The sequence below is a fragment of the Sinomonas atrocyanea genome, from assembly GCF_030812675.1.
GTDB lineage: Bacteria > Actinomycetota > Actinomycetes > Actinomycetales > Micrococcaceae > Sinomonas > Sinomonas atrocyanea_B.
In genome coordinates this window covers 156,708-176,842 of the sequence record NZ_JAUSTE010000004.1, presented here as the reverse complement: position 1 = coordinate 176,842, position 20,135 = coordinate 156,708, and the positions used below count along the sequence as shown (strand labels likewise).

Below are 20,135 nucleotides of genomic sequence, written 5' to 3'. Positions count from 1 at the left end.
GAGGCATGAGTCTCCTCATCGACGCCATCGGCGAGCTGTCCACCCAGCACCTCACCGGCGAGGCGAGCCCCGCCTCCGGCGAGGGGGCCGGCGTGCTGCGGGACGCCGCCGTCGTCCTCGAGGGCGAGCGGATCGCCTGGGTGGGCCGCTCGGCGGACGCCCCGGCCGCGGACGAGCGCTACGACGCGCAGGGCCGCGCCGTCCTGCCCGGTTGGGTGGACTCCCACTCGCACCTGGTGTTCGCCGGCGACCGCACCGCCGAGTTCGAGGCGCGCATGGCCGGGCAGGCATACGCCGCCGGCGGCATCGGCGTGACGACCGCCGCCACGCGCGCCGCGTCCGACGGCGAGCTCCGCCGCCTCCTCGCGGGCCGCGTCGCCGAGGCGGTGGCCGGGGGGACCACCTATCTGGAGACGAAGACCGGCTACGGCCTCGAGGTCGGGCACGAGGCGCGCAGCGCCGCCCTCGCCGCCGAGGCCGCCGACGAGGTCACGTACCTCGGCGCCCACCTCGTGCCTGCCGGTGCCGACCCCGAGGCGTACACCGACCTCGTGTGCGGGGCCATGCTTGAGGCCGTGCGCCCGCACGTGCGGTGGGCCGACGTGTTCTGCGAGACGGGCGCGTTCACCGAGGAGCAGTCCCGCCGCGTCCTCACGGCCTGCCGGGACGCCGGGCTCGGCCTGCGCGTGCACGGCAACCAGCTCGGCCCCGGCCCCGGCGTCCGGCTCGCGGTCGAGTTCGGGGCCGCCAGCGTGGACCACGTGAACTTCCTCGACGAGGCGGACGTCGCCGCGCTCGCGGGCAGCTGGGCCGGCTGGGCCGACGGCGGCGCGGCCGGCGACCCCGCGGGGACGGTCGCGACCGTCCTGCCTGCGTGCGACCTCTCGACCCGCGCCCCCCTCGCACCGGCCCGCCGCCTGCTCGATGCCGGCGTGCAGGTCGCGATCGCCTCCAACTGCAATCCCGGCACGAGCTACACGAGCTCGGTCTCCTTCTGCGTCACGACCGCCGTGCTGCAGATGGGCCTGACGGTCCAGGAGGCCGTGCGCGCCGCGACCTTCGGCGGCGCGCTCGCGCTGCGCCGGCACATCGGGGCCGACACCGACGGGCAGCGCGCGGTGGGTTCGATCGCCGTCGGCCACCGCGCCGACCTCCACCTCCTCGACGCGCCCAGCGCCACCCACCTCGCGTACCGGCCGGGGATGCCGCTCACCCATGCCGTCTGGCGGGCGGGGCAGCGGATGCGCTGAGCCGGCCCGCGAGCGGGCAAGATAGGTCCATGCCGCAAGCACGCGCCGTCGTCCGTCCTGCCTCCCGCGCCCGCTGGCGCGCCCAGCTGGCGATCGTCCTCGGGCTCTCCCTCGGGCAGTCAGCGGTCTACTCCGTGGTCCAGCTGCTCGACAAGGCCACCCGGGCGCCGCTGTCGCAGGGCACGAGCACCCTCAACCGCTCGCTCAGCTCGCGGGAGTACTTCGACCTCGCCTACCAGCTGCTGGACATCGTGTTCTCGCTCGTCCCGGTCGCGCTCGTGCTGTACTTCGTGTGGGACGCCGCGGCCCGGCGCGGCCCCGCGGCGCTGCCGTGGAGCGCTCCGTTCCGCCGCCTCGGGTTCGATCTCGGCCGCCCCGGCCGCGACTGGCTGTGGGGCCTGGGCCTGTTCCTCGCGATCGGGATCCCCTCGCTCGGGCTCTACTGGGCCGGACGCGCGCTCGGGGTCACGACGGCCATCATCCCCAGCGGCCTCGACGCGCACTGGTGGACCGTGCCCGTGCTGGTCCTCTCCGCGATGCGCCACGCGGTGCTCGAGGAGGTCATCGTGGTCGGGTTCATGCTCGGCTGGCTGCGCCGGCTCGGGTGGCGGGCTCCAGCGGCGATCGCCGCGAGCTCGCTGCTGCGGGGCAGCTACCACCTGTACCAGGGGATCGGGCCGTTCTTCGGCAACGCCGTGATGGGGGTCGTGTTCGCCCTCGTCTACCGCAGGTACGGGCGGGTCATGCCGCTCGTGATCGCCCACGCCCTGCTCGACATCACGGCGTTCGTCGGCTTCAGCCTCGTCGGGAAGGCCATGGGCCTGGGCTAGGAGGGACCCCGCAACAGCGCGCCAGAGACCCCACAGCGTTGCGGGGTCTCTGGCGGCATGTTGCGGGGTCCCTGGCGGTCGACGGCGCGGTCGTGTCAGATCGTGACGGCGCCGTCGGCCGTCTCGAACGTCACGGACATGATGCCGGGGGTGCCCTTCGGCGAGACCCATTCGACCGCGACGTCCTCGAGCGGCCGCTCGACGGGCTCGCCGAGCCACTCCGTGACGCGCTCGGCCGAGCCGGCGATCGTGAGCCGGCTCATCCGCACGGTCCCGGGGTAGGCGTTCGACGGGTGCAGCGAGGGGTCCCCCTCCCACTTGAGCATGTACGGCACCTGCGGGTCGGCGATGAGCCCGAGGATGCCGATCTGCTTCCAGACGAGCTCCCGGCCGTCCGGGAACTTGCGGTTGCCGGGGACGGCCTGGCGGCCGAGGCGCTGCTCGAAGGGGGCGAGGTCGTCGACCTCGACGCACCAACCCATCCACCCGCCGCCCGCGGCGCTGCGGGCGCGGACCGCCTGGCCGAAGGGCGCCTTGCCCGAGGCCGGGTGGTCCAGGACCTCGACGACCTCGAGGTAGTGGTGGTCCGTGAGCGGGATGATCATGTTGCGGGTTCCGAAGCGCGGGTGGACCCCGCCCTTGACTGCCTCGACCCCGAGCGCGTTGGCGATTCGCTCCGTCGTGGCCAGAAGGCCGTCGGCTTCGCAGGCATAAGATACGTGGTCCATACGCATGGAAGTCATGGTGCCACTTTGTGATGGGCGCCTCAGCTTAGGGTTGCCTTAGTTGAGACGGGACGCGGAGGCAGCGCCGTCAGCGCGCCAGCGGCAGCGAGACCTCCATGGTCGTCCCGGCCGCGCCCGTCTGCGCGATCCGGACCGATCCGCCGTTGCGCACGGCGATGTCCCGGACGAGGGCCAGGCCGATCCCGAAGCTCCGCCGGCCGGCCGGTGACGCGGTCCCGCCGCCCGCATAGCGGTCGAAGACCCGCTCGGGCGCCGGCCCGGCGATCCCCGGCCCCGTGTCCGCGACGGTGAGCAGCGCCGCGGTGCCCTGGCCCGGGGGCCGGCCGCCGTCGGAGACCCGCACGCCGACGGTGACCCGGCCGCCGTCGGGCGTGTACTTGACCGCGTTGTCCGCGAGCGCCACGATCACGCGCCGCAGCGGGGCCGGGGCGACGGCGACCGGGACCGCGCCGCCGGGCGTGTCCGCGGCGACGGCAATGCCCCGCTCGCCGGCGAGCACCGCGACGTCCGCCACGACATCCCGGGCGAGCCCGGCGAGGTCCGTCGGCGTCTCCGGGATGTCCGGTCCGCCGGAGACGCTGTGGAGGAGGTCCTCGATGACGGCGGCGAGCTTGGCGGAGTCGGTGCGCAGCTCGGCGAGGACTCCGGCCGCCTCGCTGTCCGGTCCCAGGCGCCGCTGCGCGAGCTGGATGCGGGTGTTCAGGACCGTCAGCGGCGTACGCAGCTCGTGGCTCGCGTCCTGGACGAAGCTGCGCTGGAGGGCGAGCGACTCGCCCAGCGGCCTGACCGCCTGCCGCGCCACGAGCGCGCCGACCACGCCGGCGAGCACAATCCCGAACACGCCGCCCGCGACCAGCGCGCCGAAGACGTCCACCGTGTCCAGGAGGATCTGCTGCCCGCGGCGCGCGGCATGCGCGGCGATCTCCGAGGGCTGGGACTTGACCCAGATGAAGACGGCGGCAGCGGCGAGGAGGAGCACGACGACGACGGCGACGGCGGCCGCGATCTGCAGCCCCACCTTCAGCGCGGCCCTCCGCAGGGCGGCCTCGTCCGAGTTGGCGGGGCGGCGCCGCGGGAAGCTCGGGCGCCCGCGCCCGGGCCGCGCGGTCATTCGAGGCCGCCGAGCTGGTAGCCGACGCCGTGCACGGTCCTGATCACGGTCCTGTCCGTCTTCTTCCTGAGGTAGTGGACGTAGGTGTCGACGACGCCGGGCGTGTCGCCGGCGTCGAACACGGACGCGAGGAGCTCGGCCCGCGAGTGCACCCGGTCAGGCTCCGCCGCAAGCCGCGCCAGCAGCGACGACTCGGCGGCCGAGAGCTCGACGCGGTGCCCGTACGGCGAGGTCAGCACGCGCGCCGCCGGGTCGAGGTCCCAGGACCCGACGGGCAGCAGCGCCGGGGCGGGCGGGCCGTAGGTCCTCGTGAGCGCGCGGAGCCTCGCGGCCAGCTCGTCGGAGTCGAAGGGCTTGACCAGATAGTCGTTGGCGCCGGCGTCGAGGCCCTCGACCCTGTCCGGGACGCTGCCGAGGGCCGTCAGGATGAGGACCGGCACGGCGAGCCCCCGGGCGCGGATCGACTTCACGAGCGAGACGCCGTCCACCAGGGGGAGGCCGCGGTCCACCACGAGGGCATCCCAGTCGCCTCCGAGCGCCAGCCGGAGGCCCTCCCGCCCGTCCGGGGCGAGGACCACCTCGAAGTCGTCACCGAGCAGCTCCGCCATGAGCGGGCCGAGCTGGGGGTCGTCCTCGACGAGCAGGACGCGGGGCGTGGCAGTCATGGCTGACATTGTGCCAAGCGCGGCCTCCGGACGCCTGGGTGCGCGCAGGCCCGGGCTCAGTCCTGCTCGACGCCCACGGGCTCCGGCTCGGGCTGGGCGGCCTTGCGGCGGCGGCGCCAGATCTCGAGGCCTATGGGGATGACCGAGGCGGCGACGATCAGCACGGAGAGGATGTCGATGTTCTTCGCAATGAACTCGACGTGGCCGAGCCACACGCCCAGCAGCGTGATCGCCACCGACCAGGCGACGCCGCCGAGCACGTTCCAGCCGATGAAGCGGCGGTAGGGGTAATGGGCCATGCCTGCCGCGAGCGGGACGTAGGTGCGCACGATCGGCACGAACCGGGCGAGCACGAGGGCGCGGCCGCCGTACCGGCCGAAGAACTCCTCGGCGCTGTCGAGGTAGGAGAGCTTGAGCACGCGCGCGTCGGCGCGGAACCAGCGCTTGCCCACGAACCGGCCGAGCAGGTAGCCGGCCTGGTCGCCCGCGACGGCCGCGGCCGCCACCACGAGGATGAGCAGCGGGAGGCTCAGCCCGAGCTGGACGTGCAGCAGGCCCACGGTGAACAGCAGGGAGTCCCCGGGTAGGAAGGGGAAGAGGAGCCCGGACTCGATGAAGACCATGAGGGCGATGACGCCGAGCACCCAGGGGCCGGCTGCGGTCAGGAGTGCAGTGGGATCGAGCATGGCGGTATCAGCGGCTTTCGGGTCGGGTGACGAAGGGCAGCCTGGCCAGCACCGGCGGCACGAGGCGGTTCCACAGGCCCGCGAAGAGGAAGATCCCGGCGATCGAGGCGGGGAAGGAGACGAGGACGTCCATCGGGTAGTGCATACCCACGTACACACGGGTCCACGCAACGAAGACCGAGGCCGCGAAGCCGATGGCCAGGACCCAGACGCCCCAGCGCGTGTGGCGGAGCAGGAAGTACAGCGCGATCGTGAGCGAGACCGCGAAGCAGACGTGGCCGCTCGGGAAGCTGTTGGGGTCCATGGCGTCGGAGATGGGGTGCGCGAGCAGGCCCTGGTCGGGACGCTGGCGGTGGACGGCGTACTTGAAGATCAGGCTGTAGACCCAGCCGAAGCCGGTGATGCCGACGACAGCGATCGCGTCCACCGGGGTGCGCCGCACGAACCACAGGACCGCGAGCACCACGACGAGGATCACGATCGCGCCCTTGGGGCCGAGGATCTGCTCGAGTGCCAGCGCGACGGTGTTCATCCACGACACGTGGTGCAGGCTCATCCACGCGTCCACGTTGAACTCGGCGTTCGTGTACGCGCTCGTGGTCGCGGCGAAGCCGAGGGCCAGCACCACGACGCTCATCAGCACGGGGACGAGGATCCAGTGCTTGAGCGTGGGCAGGTGGAGGAGCCGGCTGCGCGCGGGGAGGTCGGCCCAGGCCCGAGGCCGGGGCGACGCGTCGTGGGAGGTCGTCATGGACCCCATCATCCGGCCGGCCGTCTAAGACCGCTCTAAGAACCATCGGCACCTCCGCGGACCGCCAGCGGCACGATCGTGCCGGTTTGGCGACCGCACTGTGGCTTGACTCACACGATCCGGCCGCGCAAGCTGGTGAGCGGAACGTTCGTGCCGGTGAGGTGCTGCGTCCGGGATGCCGGCGCCGGACCCGCGGTCCGCGGCGGGGAAGCGGGGGAGGCGTGTGGGCAGGCTCAGCAGGGCGGTCGCCGACGAGGTTCGGGCCCGCCGTCGGGCGCTCGGACTGACACAGCAGGACCTCGCCGAGCTCGCCGGGGTGAGCGAGCGGTTCGTCCGGTTCGTCGAGCAGGCCAAGGCGAGCGTCCAGCTCGACGCCCTCGAAGCGCTCCTCGACGCGCTCGGGCTCGAGCTGCGCCTGGCCGGCAGGGGGGAGTCCCCATGACCCGGCACCGGATCGCCGACGTGTACAAGGCCGGGGTCCTCGCCGCCCGCCTCGAGCGGTTCGACGGGGGGACCCGCTTCGCCTACCTGCCCGCCTACGTCTCCTCCGGCGGCGAGCCCGTCGCCAGCACCCTCCCGCTCACGGGCCGCCCGGTCGTGACCGGAGCGGGGGCCGTCCCGCCGTTCTTCACCGGCCTCCTGCCGGAGGGCCGGCGGCTCGCCTCGCTCCGCCGGGCCGTCAAGACCAGCGCCGACGACGAGCTCGGGCTCCTCATGGCCGCCGGCTCGGACCCCGTGGGCGACGTGCAGATCGTCCCCCACGGCGAGCCGCTCCCCGGCGCGGGCGCGGCAGGGGAGCCCGGCGGCGGGACAGGGGTGCGGGACGGCGCCCGGGGCGCCCCGGAGGAGCAGGCGGTAGTCCTGGATCCCCGCCGCACCCCGGACTTCGCCAGGCTCCTGGACGATCCGAACCTCGTGGACCCGAAGGCGCTCGCCGGGGTGCAGGACAAGGTGAGCGCCGGGATGATCTCCGTGCCCGCGGCCCAGTCCGGCCGGAGCTACATCCTCAAGCTCAACGCCCCGGAATTCCCGCATGTGGTCGAGAACGAGCACCTCATGTACCGGTACGCGGCCAGGCTGCGGATCCCGGTGAGCCCGGTCAGGCTCGTGCACGACGTCGCGGGGCGCGCCGGGCTGCTCGTCGAGCGCTTCGACCGGCCCGCCCGAACGCCCGGCACCGGCGGGACAGCCGCCCGGGAGACCGCCGTCCTCCGCCTGGCCGTCGAGGACGGCTCGCAGCTGCTCGGCCTGTACCCCGCGGACAAGTACAACGTGAGCTACGAGGAGCTGTGCCGGGGTGTCGCCGCCCACTGCGCGGCGCCCCTGCCGGCCCTGCGGAGCCTGGCGCTGCAGGGGGCCTTCGCATGGCTCACCGGCAACGGCGACCTGCACGCCAAGAATGTCTCGGTGGTCCGCGGGCTCGCTGTGCCGGGGGAGTGGGCGGTCGCGCCGGTCTACGACATCCCCTCGACCGTCCCGTACGGCGACAAGTCGCTGGCCCTGCCGCTGGGAGGCAAGCGCACCGGGATCTCCCGGCGGCACTTCCTCGCGTGGGCGGGCGAGCTCGGGCTCCCCGCCAGGGCAGCGGAGGGGGTCCTCGCGGCGGCGCTGCGGGCCGCGGGGCCGCTCCTGCCGGACCTCGAGGCGGCCGACGGCGGCCCCTCGCCCTTCGCGCCGGCCGCCACCCGGGCCTGGGTGAGGGAGCTGAGGCACCGGCGCCGCCTCATGGAGGGCTGAAGGGGCGCCCGAGGGTGCCAAGTCACAGACGGTCACAGTCTTCGGGGCCCCTCGCGGCCGCCCCTACACTCGTGCCATAGGTCATGAGCGCCAGCGCCAAACCCCGGTTCGCTGGCCGGCAACCCCCCCGCCGCGGTGGGGTGCCCCGGGTGAAGACCTGGGCCGGCGAGAGCCGCCGGTCAAGCGCAGCGCAGAGGAGCTTGCTATGTCCGGCAACCCCCAGTGGTCCTTCGAGACCCGCCAGATCCACGTCGGCCAGACCCCGGATGCCGAGACCGGTGCCCGGGCCCTGCCGATCTACCAGACCACCTCGTTCGTATTCCCGAGCGCCCAGAGCGCCGCGAAGCGCTTCGCGCTCGCGGAGCTCGCCCCCATCTACACGCGCATCGGGAACCCGACCCAGGACGCGGTCGAGCAGCGCATCGCGAGCCTCGAGGGCGGCGTCGCCGCGCTCCTGCTCTCCTCGGGCCAGGCCGCGACGACCTACTCGCTCCTCAACGTCGCCGAGTCCGGCGACCACGTGGTCGCGAGCGCGAGCCTGTACGGCGGCACCTACAACCTGCTCAAGCACACCTTCGCCAAGTTCGGCATCGAGGTCACCTTCGTCGAGGACCCGGACAGCCTGGACGAGTGGAAGGCCGCCGTCCGGCCCACCACCAAGGCGTTCTTCGCCGAGTCGATCTCCAACCCGCGCCAGAACGTCCTCGACATCGAGGCCGTCGCCGACGCCGCGCACGCGGCCGGGGTCCCGCTCATCATCGACAACACCGTCGCCACCCCGTACCTCGTGCGCCCGCTCGAGCACGGCGCCGACGTCGTGGTCCACTCGGCCACGAAGTACCTCGGCGGCCACGGCTCGGCGATCGCCGGGGTGATCGTGGACGGCGGCAGCTTCGACTACGCCCAGGACCCCGCCCGCTTCCCGGGCTTCAACACCCCGGACGAGAGCTACAACGGGCTCGTGTTCGCCCGCGACCTCGGCGTCGGCGGCGCCCTCGGGGCCAACCTCGCCTACATCCTCAAGGCCCGGGTCCAGCTGCTCCGCGACCTCGGCTCCGCGGTCTCGCCGTTCAACGCGTTCCTCATCGCCCAGGGCATCGAGACGCTCTCCCTGCGCGTCGAGCGCCATGTCGAGAACGCCCAGAAGGTCGCGCGCTGGCTCGAGGCGAGGGCCGACGTCGAGGCCGTCGCCTACGCCGGCCTGCCCTCGAGCCCCTGGCACGAGCTCGGCCGCAAGTACGCCCCGAAGGGCACCGGCGCGATCGTGTCCTTCGAGCTCGCGGCGGCCGAGGGCGTGGACCCCGCCGCGGCGGGGGCGGCCTTCGTGGACGCCCTGTCGCTGCACTCCCACGTGGCCAACATCGGCGACGTCCGCTCGCTCGTGATCCACCCGGCCTCCACCACCCACGCCCAGCTCACCGCGGAGCAGCAGCGCGCCGCGGGCGTGACCCCCGGGCTCGTGCGCCTCGCCGTCGGGCTCGAGAGCATCGACGACATCCTGGCCGACCTCGAGGCCGGCTTCGCCGCGGCAGCCGCCGTCGGGCAGTCCCAGGACGGGGCCCGGCTGGGGGAGCCCGTCGCGTGACGCTCCTCGACCGCCCGGGCATGCCCGGCGCAGCCACCGCGCCCGGCAGCGAGCGGACGACGGCGCCGCGGCAGGACGGCGTCGTGCTCACCGCCGGCGTCGGCGCCCTCCAGCTCGAAGCCGGCGGCGCACTGCCCGAGGTCGAGCTCTCCTACGAGACGTGGGGCACGCTCGACGCGGACTCCTCCAACGCCGTCCTGATCCAGCACGCCCTCACCGGCGACACGCACGTAGCCAAGGGCCACGGCGAGGAGCCCGGCTGGTGGGACGCGCTCGTCGGGCCGGGCAAGCCCGTGGACACCGAGAAGTACTTCGTCGTCGCGGCCAACATGCTCGGGGGCTGCTACGGCAGCACCGGGCCCAGCAGCCTCGACCCCGAGGGCGTCCCGTGGGGCTCCCGGTTCCCGTTCGTGACGATCCGCGACTCGGTCCGCGCCGAGGCCCGGCTCGCGGACCGGCTGGGGATCCGGCGCTGGCACGCCGTGGTGGGAGGGTCCATGGGCGGCGCCCGGGCCCTCGAATGGGCAGCGATGTACCCGGACCGGGTGCGCCACTGCGTGGTCGTGGCCATCGGCGCGTACTCGACCGCAGAGCAGATCGCCCTCGCGCAGGCGCAGCTCCTCGCCATCCGCCAGGACCCGGCGTACCGCGGCGGCGACTACTACGGCGGTCCCGCGCCGGTGGCGGGCCTCGGCCTGGCCCGGCGCATCGCCCACATCTCCTACCGTTCCGAGGCCGAGCTGAACTTCCGGTTCGGCCGACGCGGCCAGGGCGCCGAGAATCCGCTCGAGGCGCCCGGTGGCGCCGCCGAGCGGGGCCGCTACCAGGTGGAGAGCTACCTCGACCACCAGGCGGAGAAGCTCGCCGGACGCTTCGACGCCAACAGCTACGTGGCGCTCACCGAGGCGCTCATGAGCCACGACGTGGGCCGCGGCCGCGGCGGCGTGCAGCGGGCGCTCGCCGGAGCCAAGGCGGAGTTCTTCCTCGCCTCGGTGAACTCGGACCGGCTCTACTTCCCGGAGCAGAGCGACGAGCTCGCCCGGGCCCTTCCCGGCGAGGTCCCGGTGCACTCGATCGACGCCAAGATCGGCCACGACGGCTTCCTGACAGAGATCGGGCAGCTCGGCGCCCAGCTGCGCCGAAGGGTCTTCACGCTCTGAGCGTTCCGGCGCGGGGCCCGCCCCGCGCCGGAGCGCGCCCGTCGGCTGAGCCACAGCAATCACACAGCTTTCTCCCGCCCGAGCCACAACTGCATCCCCCATGCTGGAAGGAGACCAGAGGAGGATCTGATGGGCGAGAGCATCCGTGAGGCGGGCCGGCGCCGGGCGCGCCTGGCCGCTATGGCCGTCGGCGCCAGCGGCGTGTTCGGCGTCGGCGCGATCGCCGCCGCCGTCTACGTCCCGGCGGTGGTCCAGAACGTCACCAACACTGGCGGCTCCGACGATTCCGGCCAGAACGGCGTCACCGGGCAGGACGACGGCGGGACCACGAACAGCCCCCTGGACAACGGCGGCAGCCGCCACAGCCGCTACCAGCAGTACCAGTCCGGCCAGCAGGGCGGCCTCGCGCCGTCCCAAGGCGGCGGCCCCATGGGCCAGTCGTCGGGCTCCTGACATGGCGGCGCACGCCGACTTCGAGGCATTCACCTGCGCCTGCCGCGTGGCCGTCGCCGAGCCCTCGGCGCTCCCCGCCGCCCTCGCCGGCGTCCAGGCACTCCTGCGCCGCGTCGACGAGGCGGCGAGCAGCTTCCGCGCCGACTCCGAGCTCGCCCTCCTCCAGCGGGCCGGCGGCGGCACCGCGAGCCCCCTGCTCGCGCACCTCGTGCGCGCCGCCCTCGACGTGGCCGAACGCAGCGGGGGCGACGTCGTCCCCACCCTCGGACGCGAACTCGCCACGCTCGGGTTCGGCACGCTGGACCCAGGGGCGCTCCCCGCGGCAGGGCCCCGGCCGGCCGAGAGCTGGCGGGAGATCACCCTGGAGGGGAACGAGCTGAGCGTGCCGCGCGGCGTCGTCCTCGACCTCGGTGCGACAGCGAAGGCGGCAGCCGCCGACCTGGCAGCACACCAGGTGCACGACGAACTCGGCACCTCGGTCCTCGTCTCGCTCGGCGGGGACATCGCCACGGCCGGCCGCGCGGCCTGGGAGGTCCTCGTGCAGGACCTCCCCGGCGACCCCGCGACCCAGGTCAGCCTGGGCGGAGGGTGGGCCATGGCGACCTCGAGCACCCAGAAGCGCCGCCGCGGCGCCGGGGTGCACCACATCCTCGATCCCTGGACGGCGCTCCCGGCCCCCGCCGCGTGGCGCAGCGTCACCGTCGCCGCCCCCGACTGCCTGAGCGCCAACATGGCCAGCACGGCGGCCATCGTGCGCGGAACCGGCGCGGTGGCGCGGCTGCGTGAGCTGGGCCTCCCTGCGCGCCTCGTGAGGCACGACGGCGGGGTGATCGAGCTGGGCGGCTGGCCCGCGCCGCGCCGCGACATCGACGCCGTGCCCGTGGCGGGGGTGCGCGGATGAACGAGATCATGTGGGCCATCGGACGGGCCGGAGGCATCGTCTCACTGGGGCTGTTCACCCTCGTCCTCGTTCTCGGGATCGTGAGCCGCTCCGGACGCACCCTGCTCGGCCTGCCCCGCTTCTCCGTGGCGCTCGTCCACCGCAGCACCGCCCTGACCGCCGTAGTCTTCCTGGCCCTGCACGTGGGCACCCTCATGCTCGACCCCCACGCCAAGCTGGCGCTCCCCGACGTCGTGGTGCCGTTCATCGCCGCCTGGAATCCCTTCTGGGTGGGACTCGGGACCGTGGCGCTGGACCTCGTCCTCGCCCTCGTGGTGACGGGCCTGCTGCGACAGCGCATCGGCCAGCGGGTGTTCAGGGCGGTCCACTGGGCCGCCTACGGCATGTGGCCCATCGGCCTGGCCCACGCTCTCGGCACCGGGACCAACGCCGTGGACCTCTGGTTCCAGGCGTACGCCTGGGGCTGCGCCGGCGCCGTGGCCTGCGCCGTGATCTGGCGCCTGAGCGCCGGGTTCGCCGAGACGTCCGCGGCCCGCCTCGGGCGAGTCTGAGAGGAACGGGACCATGGAAGCGACCACCGAGACGGACGTCCGGCTCCCGGCCCTCGGGACCGGCCGGCTCTTCGCCGCCGCCGGCCCCGGCAGGGTCGCGCACGAAGCCGCCTACGGCCCGCGCCGGGACGACTGGACCCGCGGGACCCTGCTCACCGAACTCGAGGCCGCGGGACTGGCCGGCCGCGGCGGAGCCGGCTTCCCCGCGTGGCGCAAGCTCTCCTCCATCAGCGGGCGGCGGCCGGTGGTCATCGCCAACGGCGCCGAAGGCGAGCCCGTGAGCCGCAAGGACGCCGCACTCCTGCGCCGGGCCCCACACCTCGTGCTCGACGGCCTCCTCGACGCCGGAGAGGCGCTGGGAGCCTCCCAGCTGTTCCTCTACGCCCCGGCTGACTCGCTCGCGGCCGTCCGCGGCGCCGTCGCGGACCGACGGGACGCCCGCCGCGTGCGGCTCGTCGAGGCACCGCGGACGTTCATCTCGGGGGAGGCCACGGCGGTGGTCTCCGCCCTCGAGGGCGGCCCGGCCCTCCCGAGGGACACGACCGTGCGGCTGAGCAGCAGCGGGTACCGCGGGCAGCCCACGCTCCTGCACAACATCGAGACGCTCGCCCACCTCGCCCTCGTGGCCCGGTACGGGGCCGCTTGGTTCCGCAGCACGGGCAGCAGGGAAGACCCCGGGACCCGGCTCGTGAGCCTGTCCGGGGACGTCCCTGCCGAGGCGGTACTCGAAGTCCCCGGCGGCGTGACCGTCCGCGAGATCCTCCAGGCCGGGGGAGCGGACCCGGCGTCCACTGCCGCCGTCCTCGTGGGCGGCTTCCACGGTGCATGGGTCCCCAGCGGCGGGTTCGACAAACCCATGACGACGGCGGGCCTCGCCCGCTACGGCGGCCGTCCCGGCGCGGGGGTGCTCCTCGTGCTCGCGAAGGGCCGCTGCGGTCTGGCGGCCGCCGCGCCGATCGCCCGCTACCTCGCCGACAGCTCCGCGCAGCAGTGCGGCCCCTGCATGTTCGGCCTGCCCGCCATGGCAGCGGTCCTGGAACGCATCGCCGGGGGAGAGCGCACCCCGTGGCTCGCGTCGGAGGCCGAGCGGCTTGCCGGCCTCGTCACCGGACGGGGCGCGTGCCGCCACCCGGACGGGGCCGCGGGCTTCGTCCGGAGCACCCTGTCCGTGTTCCGCGACGAGGTCCAGGCGCACCTCGGCGGCTCCTGCGCCCAGGGGTGGCAGCGATGAGCCGCACCCAGCTGGAGCTGCACGTCGACTTCACCCGCTGCGAGGGGAGGGGCCTCTGCGCGGAGCTCCTCCCCGAGCTCCTCGTCCGCGACGACTGGGGCTACCCCGTGGGCCGCGGCGGGCGCGACGTGCCCGTGCCGGGCGGACTCGCCGCGGCCGCCCAGGACGCGGTGGACCTGTGCCCCGTGCAGGCGCTCCTGCTGCGGCGCGTCACCCGCGCATGACCTCGCTGCGCGCCTTCATGTACTCCTCGAGCGAGATCTTCTGGTCGGAGAACTGCCTGTCGAGTTCGGCGAGCTTCTTGGCGCGGTAGCCCTGCGGGGCGTCATCCGGCGCACTCGTCTCGGCTGGCTCCGGAATCCGCGGGGCCTGCGGCACCGCCCGCGGCTGCTGTGCCGGCCCGGCTTGGGGTGCGGGCTGGGCCTGTGGCCGTGGCTGGGACTGGGGCGCCGGCTGCCCCGGGAACCCGGGCGGCAGGGGCTGCTGCCACCAGGGCACGTCCGGCTGGCCCGGCGCCGCCGTGCGGTGCCCCTCCGGGAGCTGGCCCTCCGGGTGCTGGCCCTGCGGAGAGGGCGGAGGCGGGGGCGTCTGCGTCTGCGGGTATCCCGGGTACTGGCCCTGGTTGTACTGGCCCTGGTTGTACTGGCTCTGGCTGTACTGGCCGTGGCCGTATTGGCCCTGGCTGTACCGGTCCTGCCCGTACTGGTTCTCGCGGTCCTGCGGGTAGGGCGGCCGGCCGGGCCCGGACTGTCGCATCTTCCGCATCACCATCGGGATCACCCACCAGAAGATGACGACCCAGAAGATCCAGTTCCCGTTCATGCCACCAGCCTACGCCGCAGCCTGTGGGCCGGCTGGGCGCCGTCTGGGCAGACGCCGGGGCACCCAGGCCACAAGGTCAGCAGGCCACGAGGTCAGCCGGCCACAGGTCAGCTGGGCTCCCCCGAGCCGAGGGGAGCCCCCGCGCCGAAGACGGGCTCCGCCGTCGGCCGCTTCGCGAGGATGCCGTCCCCGCTCGACTTGTGCCGGAGCCGGCGGATCACCCACGGGACGAAGTACTCGCGCGCCCAGACCAGGTCCTCGGTGCGCGCCGCCCGCCACGTCCGCGCAGGCACCGGGCTCGGCTCCATCGGCTCGAGGCCGTGCCGGACATTGAGCGCCTCGAGCGCCATGATCGCGATCGTGTGGTGGCCGAGCGGGGAGAAGTGCAGCCGGTCGGTGTCCCACATGCGCGGATCGGAGAGCTGGCGCAGGCCCCACATGTCGGCAACCACGGCATCGTGGCGCGCCGCCACCACACGGAGGTTCTCGTTGTAGATGGCGACCTTGCCGCGGATCGCGGAGAGCACTGGGGTCGAACCGATGTCCGGGCCGTTGAAGAGCAGCACCGTGGCGCCGGCATCGGCGAGCCGTCCGACGGCCGCGTCGAGCCGGAGCGCGAGGGCGTCGGGGTCGCTTCCGGGCCGCAGCAGGTCGTTGCCGCCCGCGGAGATCGACACGAGGTCCGGCTGGAGCTCGAGCGCCGGCTCGAGCTGCTCGTCAAGGATGCGGCCGAGGAGGCGCCCCCGGATGGCGAGGTTCGCGTAGGCGAAGTCCTCCGTGCCGTGCGAGAGCTCCTCCGCCAGCCGGTCCGCCCAGCCACGGTGGCGGCCCGGGTTGTCCGGATCGGGATCGCCGATCCCCTCGGTGAACGAGTCCCCGAGCGCCACGTACCGGTGCCACGGGTGCCTGCGCCCTTCCGGGAGACCGATGTCTGCTGGGGCCTCGCGTTCGACGGTCATGCCTGCATTATGCCGCGCAGGTAACATGAACGGTCTTTCAGGGTGGCCGCCGGGATCAGCGAGGGCAACGAGAGGCGCCCCGCACATAGTTGAGCTTTCAACTATGTGCCACAATGGTGAGCATGACTGACGCCCCCGCCGACGCCCGGCGTGCCCTCTTCCCCGCCCACTACCCCGAGCACGTCGCCCTCTGGAACCGCCCCGAGGACGAGCGGGAGGGCACCCCGCTCCTCGTGCTGCTCCACGGCTACGGCTCCAACGAGGCGGACCTCATGGGCCTCGCCCCCTACGTCCCCGAGCAGTTCACCGTCGCCTCCCTCCGCGCCCCGCAGGAGCTGGCCCCCGGGGCCTACCAGTGGTTCCCGCTGATGGCCGCGCAGGACTTCGCCATGGACGCCGTCGAGGCCGCCACCGAGTACGTCCTGGCCTGGCTCGATGGGGTCCGCGGCCAGCACAGCTCCGTGACCGTGCTCGGCTTCTCGATGGGCATGGCGATGGCCACCTCGCTCGTGCGCCGCCGCCCGCACGACTTCGCCGCCGTGGTGGGCCTCTCCGGTTTCGCCATCGATCCCTCGGCCGCGGACGCCTCCGCCGGCAAGTACGGATACTTCCTCGACGGCGAGCTCACCGGCACACTCCCCATGTTCTGGGGCCGCGACCAGGCCGATCCCGTCATCACCCAGGACAAGGTCGAGTACACGATGGGCTGGGTCCGCAGCCACGTGCAGCTCACCAAGGTCACCTACCCGGGGATCGGGCACAGCGTCAGCGCCCCCGAGATCGCCCACGTCAAGGAATTCCTTGAACTCTCCGTCCTCAAGGGCTGAGCTCCGCCAAGCACGACGGCGGCTGCCCGCCTCGGGCGGCGGGCCGGCCCCGGGCTCGGGTCGGGCGCTGCGGGGCTGCGTCTCAGGGGTGCGTCGCGAGGCGCACGCGCCGGCCGTTGACCTCCACCGAGTCGCCGGCGCCGAGCTGGCGGCCGCGGCGCTCCTCGATCTCCCCGTTGACCTTCACCAGGCCGTGGCGGATGAGCTCGGCCGCCTCGACGCCGTCGTCGACGAGCGAGGCGAGCTTGAGGAGCTGGCCGAGCCGGATCGTTCCCTCGCGGATCTCGACAGTCTCCTCTGCGCCGCCGTCCCGGGGCGAGGGCTGGCCAGTGGCACGGGAGGATTCGCGGCGCGTCATGCTGCAACTCTAGGCTAGCCGCGTGACTGCAGCCCCCCGCGTCCCCCTGCCCGTATGGCTCGCGGGGGCGATCGCCGCAGGCGTTGCCATCCCCGCCCAGGGCCGAGTGAACGGCGCGCTCGGCCTCCGGGTCGGGGACGGCCTGGAGGCGGCGGTGACCAGCTTCGCCACGGGACTCGTGCTCCTCGTCGCCGTCGCCCTGCTGCTGCCGTCCGGCCGGGCCGGGCTCCGCGAGATCGTGCCCGCGGTGCGGGAGCGCCGCGTCCCCTGGTGGTACCTCGGTGCCGGCCTGAGTGGGGCCCTGTTCGTGGTCGCGCAGACGTTCACGGTCGGTGTCCTCGGCATCGCCGTGTTCACCATCGCTGCCGTCACCGGCCAGACCATCAGCGGGCTCCTGGTGGACCGGGCGGGATTCGCGCAGGGGCGCAGGAGGCCGCTGACAGGGCTGCGGCTCCTGGCCACCGTCCTCACGCTCGCGTCCGTCGCGTACGCCGTGGCCCCCAAGCTCGCCGTCTCCGACCCGGCGGCGCTCCTCGCGGTCATCGTCCTCCCGGCGGCGGCCGGCTTCGGGCAGAGCTTCCAGTCCGCCATGAACGGCGCCAGCGCCCGCGCGTACGGCAGCCCGCTGGCCGCCACGCTCATGAACTTCGTCTCGGGCATCGCCGGCCTGGCGCTCGCCTGGGGCATCAGGCTCGCCGCCGGGGGCTCCGGCCGGCCGCTGCCCGCGGACTTCCCCGGCGACTGGTGGTACTACTCGGGAGGCGCGCTCGGCGTCGTGTTCATCGGCGCGGCCGCCGTGCTCGTCCGGCACCTCGGTGTGCTCCTGACCGGACTCGGCATGATCGCGGGGCAGCTCCTCGGTTCCCTCGCCCTCGACGCCGCCGCGCCCGTGCCCGGCAGCGTCATCGCCCTCCCGACCGTGCTCGGGACCCTGGCCACGCTCGGGGCGATGGTGGTGGCGACCCTGCCGTGGGACCGTCGGCAGTTCCGCCGGTAGGCTTGGAGGCACACACCCGGCGGACCGCACCCAGCGGCCTGAACACTCTCGGAGGATTCCCCTTGGCACCCAAGACCGCACTGGACTCGATTGTCTCCCTGGCCAAGCGCCGCGGATTCGTCTACCAGGCGGGTGAGATCTACGGAGGTTCCCGCTCGGCGTGGGACTACGGTCCGCTCGGCGTCGAGCTCAAGGAGAACATCAAGGAGCAGTGGTGGCAGACCTTCGTCCGCGGCCGCGAGGACATGGTCGGGCTCGACTCCTCGGTGATCCTGCCCAAGCAGGTCTGGGAGGCCTCGGGCCACGTCGCGACGTTCACCGACCCCCTCGTCGAGTGCCTCCAGTGCCACCACCGCTTCCGCCAGGACCACCTCATCGAGGCGTACGAGGCCAAGAAGGGCCGCGCCCCTGAGGAGGGCATGGCCTCGATCACGTGCCCGAACTGCGGGACCTCCGGGAAGTGGACCGAGCCGCAGATGTTCTCGGGCCTCATGAAGACCTTCCTCGGCCCGGTGGACAACGCCGAGGGCCTGCACTACATGCGCCCCGAGACCGCGCAGGGCATCTTCGTCAACTTCAACAACGTCGTCACCACCTCCCGGAAAAAGCCCCCGTTCGGCATCGGCCAGATCGGCAAGGCGTTCCGCAACGAGATCACCCCCGGCAACTTCATCTTCCGCACCCGCGAGTTCGAGCAGATGGAGATCGAGTACTTCACGGCGCCTGCCGACGCCGACACGTGGTTCAAGCACTGGGTCGACGCGTGCTGGGACTGGTTCATCGACCTCGGCATCAGCGCCGAGAACATGCGCAAGTTCGACGTCCCCGAGGACGAGCGCGCCCACTACTCCGCGGGCACCATCGACATCGAGTACCGCTTCGGCTTCCAGGGCAACGAGTGGGGCGAGCTCATGGGCGTCGCCAACCGCACCGACTTCGACCTCTCGAGCCACTCGAAGGCGTCCGGCCACGATCTCGCCTACTTCAACCAGGCCACCAACGAGCGCTACACCCCCTACGTGATCGAGCCCTCCTTCGGCCTGACCCGCTCCATGATGGCGTTCCTCGTCGACGCCTACACCGAGGACGAGGCCCCCAACACGAAGGGCGGCGTGGACAAGCGCACCGTCCTGCGCCTCGATCCGCGCCTGGCCCCCGTCAAGGCCGCAGTCCTCCCGCTCTCGCGCAACGAGGACCTCTCGCCCAAGGCCCGCGCCCTCGGCGCCGAGCTGCGGCGGCACTGGAACATCGAGTTCGACGACGCCGGCGCGATCGGCAGGCGCTACCGCCGCCAGGACGAGATCGGCACCCCGTACTGCATCACCGTGGACTTCGACACGCTCGAGGACCATGCCGTGACCATCCGCGAGCGCGACTCGATGGCCCAGGAGCGGGTCTCCCTCGACAAGGTGACCGGCTACCTGTTCGAGCGGCTCGGGAAGTGACCCGGGCGTGGCACAGCTGACCTACCGGCCCTGGCGCGAGGGCGACGACCGCACCCTCCTGCAGCTGTGGGGCGACGCCGAGGGCGCCTCGCCGGCGCAGTTCCGCGGCGCGTTCGCGCCGGACTCCGACGGTGCGGGCCCGGACGGCGCCGCGCCGTCGCCCGCCATCGCGTGGCGCCGCTGCATCGTGGCCGAGGACGAGGGCATTCCCGTGGCGGCCGGCGTGGTCTACGAGGCAGCGCTGCACCCGGCCCGGCTGTGGACGTACGTCGAGGTGGCCCGGGACCACCGGCGCGCCGGCGTCGGCACAGAGCTCCTGCGGCGCCTGCGCGCGGCAGCCGCCGAGGCGCCCGCCCGCGCTGCCTCCGCCGGGGGAGGAGCCCCGCGCCTGCGCTCCAAGGTCGAGGCCGGAAGCGCGGGAGCGGCGTTCGCCGACGCGCGCGGGTTCGGGGTGCTCCAGCGCTCCCGCGAGGTCGTCGTGCGGCCCGGGGCGCTCAAGCTCCCCGTCTTCGGGGACGGGCCGGCAGCCGACGGCGGACTGGGCGACGACACGTCCCCGCTCGTCGAGGACCTGGCGACCGGTTCGGTCGAGCTGAGCGACGCCGTCGGCCGCTACTACACCGCGGTGCACGACTGGGACCCGCCTGCCCCGCTCAGCGTGGGCCGTGCCCAGCAGCTGTTCCTCTCCGACGCAGCGGGCGCCCACGGCGCCGTGGTGCTGCGCGCCCCGGCCACGAGCGCGTTCGGCACCGGGGTGGCGCCGTCGAAGAAGGGCCGGCTGCGGGCCTTCGCGGTGAGCTACGCCGGCCCGGCCAGCGCCGCCGCCGAGCAGCCGAGCGAGGTGCTGCTCGGCCACGAGGTCCACCTCGATCCGGCCGACGCGCAGGACGCCGTGCGCGGTCTCCTCGCGCTCGTCGCCTACCAGCACCCCGTGCGGCTCGAGGTCGACGACTCCATGGCGGCCGTGCGGGCCGCCGTCGACCCCCTGCTCGAGACGGGCGCAGCAGAGCAGGTGGGACCGGACACCCTCACCGTCGGCGACTGACGGCCGGCTGGGTCGGCCCGGCCGG

23 protein-coding genes and 1 riboswitch are annotated in these 20,135 nt (G+C 73.6%); of the genes, 15 read left to right on the top strand and 8 right to left on the bottom strand.

The window, feature by feature from the left end:
- Positions 1–5 precede the first annotated feature (5 nt).
- Both J2W20_RS08385 and J2W20_RS08380 read left to right on the top strand, forming a co-directional pair.
- Positions 6–1,250, top strand: a complete 1,245-nt coding sequence (locus J2W20_RS08385) for an amidohydrolase family protein (protein ID WP_307006038.1) — start codon at positions 6–8, stop codon at positions 1,248–1,250.
- Positions 1,251–1,279: 29 nt separating this feature from the next.
- Complete coding sequence (locus J2W20_RS08380) at positions 1,280–2,080, top strand: CPBP family intramembrane glutamic endopeptidase (RefSeq protein ID WP_307006037.1); 801 nt, start codon at positions 1,280–1,282, stop codon at positions 2,078–2,080.
- 95 nt (positions 2,081–2,175) lie between these two features.
- Here J2W20_RS08380 and J2W20_RS08375 read toward each other — a convergent pair whose 3' ends face one another.
- The 5 genes from J2W20_RS08375 to J2W20_RS08355 all read right to left on the bottom strand — a co-directional run bounded on the left by J2W20_RS08375 (position 2,176) and on the right by J2W20_RS08355 (position 6,039).
- Positions 2,176–2,814, bottom strand: coding sequence for a VOC family protein (locus J2W20_RS08375; protein WP_307006133.1), 639 nt, complete (start codon positions 2,812–2,814; stop codon positions 2,176–2,178).
- Between the two features lie 79 nt (positions 2,815–2,893).
- Entirely contained in the window at positions 2,894–3,937 is a 1,044-nt protein-coding gene (locus tag J2W20_RS08370; RefSeq protein ID WP_307006036.1) for a sensor histidine kinase, read from the bottom strand.
- Positions 3,934–4,602 (bottom strand): response regulator transcription factor, encoded by a 669-nt coding sequence (locus J2W20_RS08365; RefSeq protein ID WP_307006035.1) that lies wholly within the window; start codon positions 4,600–4,602, stop codon positions 3,934–3,936. Before J2W20_RS08365 ends, J2W20_RS08370 begins: the two co-directional genes overlap by 4 nt.
- A 56-nt stretch (positions 4,603–4,658) precedes the next feature.
- Positions 4,659–5,288, bottom strand: coding sequence for a VTT domain-containing protein (locus J2W20_RS08360; protein WP_307006034.1), 630 nt, complete (start codon positions 5,286–5,288; stop codon positions 4,659–4,661).
- 7 nt (positions 5,289–5,295) lie between these two features.
- Positions 5,296–6,039 carry a phosphatase PAP2 family protein gene (locus J2W20_RS08355; protein WP_307006033.1) on the bottom strand — a complete coding sequence of 248 codons (744 nt, stop codon included), beginning with the start codon at positions 6,037–6,039 and terminating at the stop codon, positions 5,296–5,298.
- Between the two features lie 223 nt (positions 6,040–6,262).
- Between J2W20_RS08355 and J2W20_RS08350 the strand changes: the two genes are divergently transcribed.
- The 9 genes from J2W20_RS08350 to J2W20_RS08310 all read left to right on the top strand — a co-directional run bounded on the left by J2W20_RS08350 (position 6,263) and on the right by J2W20_RS08310 (position 13,881).
- Complete coding sequence (locus J2W20_RS08350; protein ID WP_307006032.1) at positions 6,263–6,481, top strand: type II toxin-antitoxin system Y4mF family antitoxin; 219 nt, start codon at positions 6,263–6,265, stop codon at positions 6,479–6,481.
- Positions 6,478–7,776 carry a type II toxin-antitoxin system HipA family toxin gene (locus J2W20_RS08345; RefSeq protein WP_307006031.1) on the top strand — a complete coding sequence of 433 codons (1,299 nt, stop codon included), beginning with the start codon at positions 6,478–6,480 and terminating at the stop codon, positions 7,774–7,776. The genes J2W20_RS08350 and J2W20_RS08345 overlap by 4 nt, the downstream gene beginning before the upstream one ends.
- Positions 7,777–7,855: 79 nt before the next feature.
- Positions 7,856–7,968: riboswitch (SAM riboswitch) on the top strand.
- A gap of 13 nt (positions 7,969–7,981) precedes the next feature.
- A complete protein-coding gene (locus J2W20_RS08340; protein WP_307006030.1) occupies positions 7,982–9,361 on the top strand; it encodes a bifunctional o-acetylhomoserine/o-acetylserine sulfhydrylase in 1,380 nt (459 codons plus the stop codon).
- Between the two features lie 20 nt (positions 9,362–9,381).
- On the top strand, positions 9,382–10,521 hold the full coding sequence (gene metX, locus J2W20_RS08335; RefSeq protein WP_307006132.1) for a homoserine O-acetyltransferase MetX: 1,140 nt from the start codon (positions 9,382–9,384) through the stop codon (positions 10,519–10,521).
- Between the two features lie 129 nt (positions 10,522–10,650).
- On the top strand, positions 10,651–10,974 hold the full coding sequence (locus tag J2W20_RS08330) for a hypothetical protein (protein WP_307006029.1): 324 nt from the start codon (positions 10,651–10,653) through the stop codon (positions 10,972–10,974).
- A 1-nt stretch (position 10,975) separates the two neighbouring features.
- Positions 10,976–11,875 (top strand): FAD:protein FMN transferase, encoded by a 900-nt coding sequence (locus tag J2W20_RS08325; RefSeq protein ID WP_307006027.1) that lies wholly within the window; start codon positions 10,976–10,978, stop codon positions 11,873–11,875.
- On the top strand, positions 11,872–12,426 hold the full coding sequence (locus tag J2W20_RS08320) for a ferric reductase-like transmembrane domain-containing protein (protein WP_307006025.1): 555 nt from the start codon (positions 11,872–11,874) through the stop codon (positions 12,424–12,426). The genes J2W20_RS08325 and J2W20_RS08320 overlap by 4 nt, the downstream gene beginning before the upstream one ends.
- A 13-nt stretch (positions 12,427–12,439) precedes the next feature.
- Entirely contained in the window at positions 12,440–13,657 is a 1,218-nt protein-coding gene (locus J2W20_RS08315; protein ID WP_307006024.1) for an NADH-ubiquinone oxidoreductase-F iron-sulfur binding region domain-containing protein, read from the top strand.
- The gene (locus J2W20_RS08310) at positions 13,654–13,881 is read left to right on the top strand and encodes a ferredoxin (RefSeq protein ID WP_307006023.1); all 228 of its coding nucleotides are present in this window, start codon (positions 13,654–13,656) and stop codon (positions 13,879–13,881) included. Before J2W20_RS08315 ends, J2W20_RS08310 begins: the two co-directional genes overlap by 4 nt.
- Here J2W20_RS08310 and J2W20_RS08305 read toward each other — a convergent pair.
- Both J2W20_RS08305 and J2W20_RS08300 read right to left on the bottom strand, forming a co-directional pair.
- Complete coding sequence (locus J2W20_RS08305) at positions 13,868–14,479, bottom strand: hypothetical protein (RefSeq protein ID WP_307006022.1); 612 nt, start codon at positions 14,477–14,479, stop codon at positions 13,868–13,870. The two genes, J2W20_RS08310 and J2W20_RS08305, sit on opposite strands and share 14 nt — an antisense overlap.
- Positions 14,480–14,586: 107 nt before the next feature.
- Positions 14,587–15,438 (bottom strand): SGNH/GDSL hydrolase family protein, encoded by an 852-nt coding sequence (locus J2W20_RS08300; RefSeq protein ID WP_307006021.1) that lies wholly within the window; start codon positions 15,436–15,438, stop codon positions 14,587–14,589.
- 122 nt (positions 15,439–15,560) lie between these two features.
- Here J2W20_RS08300 and J2W20_RS08295 point away from each other — a divergent pair, with 122 nt between their 5' ends.
- Positions 15,561–16,265: an alpha/beta hydrolase gene (locus J2W20_RS08295; protein WP_307006020.1), complete on the top strand. Its 705-nt coding sequence runs from the start codon at positions 15,561–15,563 to the stop codon at positions 16,263–16,265.
- 82 nt (positions 16,266–16,347) lie between these two features.
- Here the strand turns inward: J2W20_RS08295 and J2W20_RS08290 are convergent, their stop codons facing one another.
- Positions 16,348–16,623, bottom strand: coding sequence for an RNA-binding S4 domain-containing protein (locus tag J2W20_RS08290; protein WP_307006019.1), 276 nt, complete (start codon positions 16,621–16,623; stop codon positions 16,348–16,350).
- A 22-nt stretch (positions 16,624–16,645) separates the two neighbouring features.
- Between J2W20_RS08290 and J2W20_RS08285 the strand changes: the two genes are divergently transcribed.
- The 3 genes from J2W20_RS08285 (at position 16,646) to J2W20_RS08275 (ending at position 20,110) form a co-directional block, all read left to right on the top strand.
- Complete coding sequence (locus tag J2W20_RS08285; RefSeq protein ID WP_307006018.1) at positions 16,646–17,620, top strand: DMT family transporter; 975 nt, start codon at positions 16,646–16,648, stop codon at positions 17,618–17,620.
- A gap of 62 nt (positions 17,621–17,682) precedes the next feature.
- Positions 17,683–19,065 carry a glycine--tRNA ligase gene (locus J2W20_RS08280; protein ID WP_307006017.1) on the top strand — a complete coding sequence of 461 codons (1,383 nt, stop codon included), beginning with the start codon at positions 17,683–17,685 and terminating at the stop codon, positions 19,063–19,065.
- 7 nt (positions 19,066–19,072) lie between these two features.
- Positions 19,073–20,110 carry a GNAT family N-acetyltransferase gene (locus J2W20_RS08275; RefSeq protein ID WP_307006016.1) on the top strand — a complete coding sequence of 346 codons (1,038 nt, stop codon included), beginning with the start codon at positions 19,073–19,075 and terminating at the stop codon, positions 20,108–20,110.
- The last annotated feature ends 25 nt before the right edge of the window (positions 20,111–20,135 follow it).

What these genes read in the sequence shown, in the direction of transcription:
- J2W20_RS08300 (WP_307006021.1), bottom strand. Translation starts at nt 15,438, where the DNA reads ATGACCGTCGAACGCGAGGCCCCAGCAGACATCGGTCTCCCGGAAGGG.
- J2W20_RS08345 (WP_307006031.1), top strand. Translation starts at nt 6,478, where the DNA reads ATGACCCGGCACCGGATCGCCGACGTGTACAAGGCCGGGGTCCTCGCC.
- J2W20_RS08360 (WP_307006034.1), bottom strand. Translation starts at nt 5,288, where the DNA reads ATGCTCGATCCCACTGCACTCCTGACCGCAGCCGGCCCCTGGGTGCTC.
- J2W20_RS08295 (WP_307006020.1), top strand. Translation starts at nt 15,561, where the DNA reads ATGACTGACGCCCCCGCCGACGCCCGGCGTGCCCTCTTCCCCGCCCAC.
- J2W20_RS08290 (WP_307006019.1), bottom strand. Translation starts at nt 16,623, where the DNA reads ATGACGCGCCGCGAATCCTCCCGTGCCACTGGCCAGCCCTCGCCCCGG.
- J2W20_RS08375 (WP_307006133.1), bottom strand. Translation starts at nt 2,814, where the DNA reads ATGCGTATGGACCACGTATCTTATGCCTGCGAAGCCGACGGCCTTCTG.
- J2W20_RS08330 (WP_307006029.1), top strand. Translation starts at nt 10,651, where the DNA reads ATGGGCGAGAGCATCCGTGAGGCGGGCCGGCGCCGGGCGCGCCTGGCC.
- J2W20_RS08380 (WP_307006037.1), top strand. Translation starts at nt 1,280, where the DNA reads ATGCCGCAAGCACGCGCCGTCGTCCGTCCTGCCTCCCGCGCCCGCTGG.
- J2W20_RS08370 (WP_307006036.1), bottom strand. Translation starts at nt 3,937, where the DNA reads ATGACCGCGCGGCCCGGGCGCGGGCGCCCGAGCTTCCCGCGGCGCCGC.
- J2W20_RS08365 (WP_307006035.1), bottom strand. Translation starts at nt 4,602, where the DNA reads ATGACTGCCACGCCCCGCGTCCTGCTCGTCGAGGACGACCCCCAGCTC.
- J2W20_RS08385 (WP_307006038.1), top strand. Translation starts at nt 6, where the DNA reads ATGAGTCTCCTCATCGACGCCATCGGCGAGCTGTCCACCCAGCACCTC.
- J2W20_RS08305 (WP_307006022.1), bottom strand. Translation starts at nt 14,479, where the DNA reads ATGAACGGGAACTGGATCTTCTGGGTCGTCATCTTCTGGTGGGTGATC.
- J2W20_RS08310 (WP_307006023.1), top strand. Translation starts at nt 13,654, where the DNA reads ATGAGCCGCACCCAGCTGGAGCTGCACGTCGACTTCACCCGCTGCGAG.
- J2W20_RS08355 (WP_307006033.1), bottom strand. Translation starts at nt 6,039, where the DNA reads ATGACGACCTCCCACGACGCGTCGCCCCGGCCTCGGGCCTGGGCCGAC.
- J2W20_RS08325 (WP_307006027.1), top strand. Translation starts at nt 10,976, where the DNA reads ATGGCGGCGCACGCCGACTTCGAGGCATTCACCTGCGCCTGCCGCGTG.
- J2W20_RS08320 (WP_307006025.1), top strand. Translation starts at nt 11,872, where the DNA reads ATGAACGAGATCATGTGGGCCATCGGACGGGCCGGAGGCATCGTCTCA.
- J2W20_RS08315 (WP_307006024.1), top strand. Translation starts at nt 12,440, where the DNA reads ATGGAAGCGACCACCGAGACGGACGTCCGGCTCCCGGCCCTCGGGACC.
- J2W20_RS08340 (WP_307006030.1), top strand. Translation starts at nt 7,982, where the DNA reads ATGTCCGGCAACCCCCAGTGGTCCTTCGAGACCCGCCAGATCCACGTC.
- metX (WP_307006132.1), top strand. Translation starts at nt 9,382, where the DNA reads ATGCCCGGCGCAGCCACCGCGCCCGGCAGCGAGCGGACGACGGCGCCG.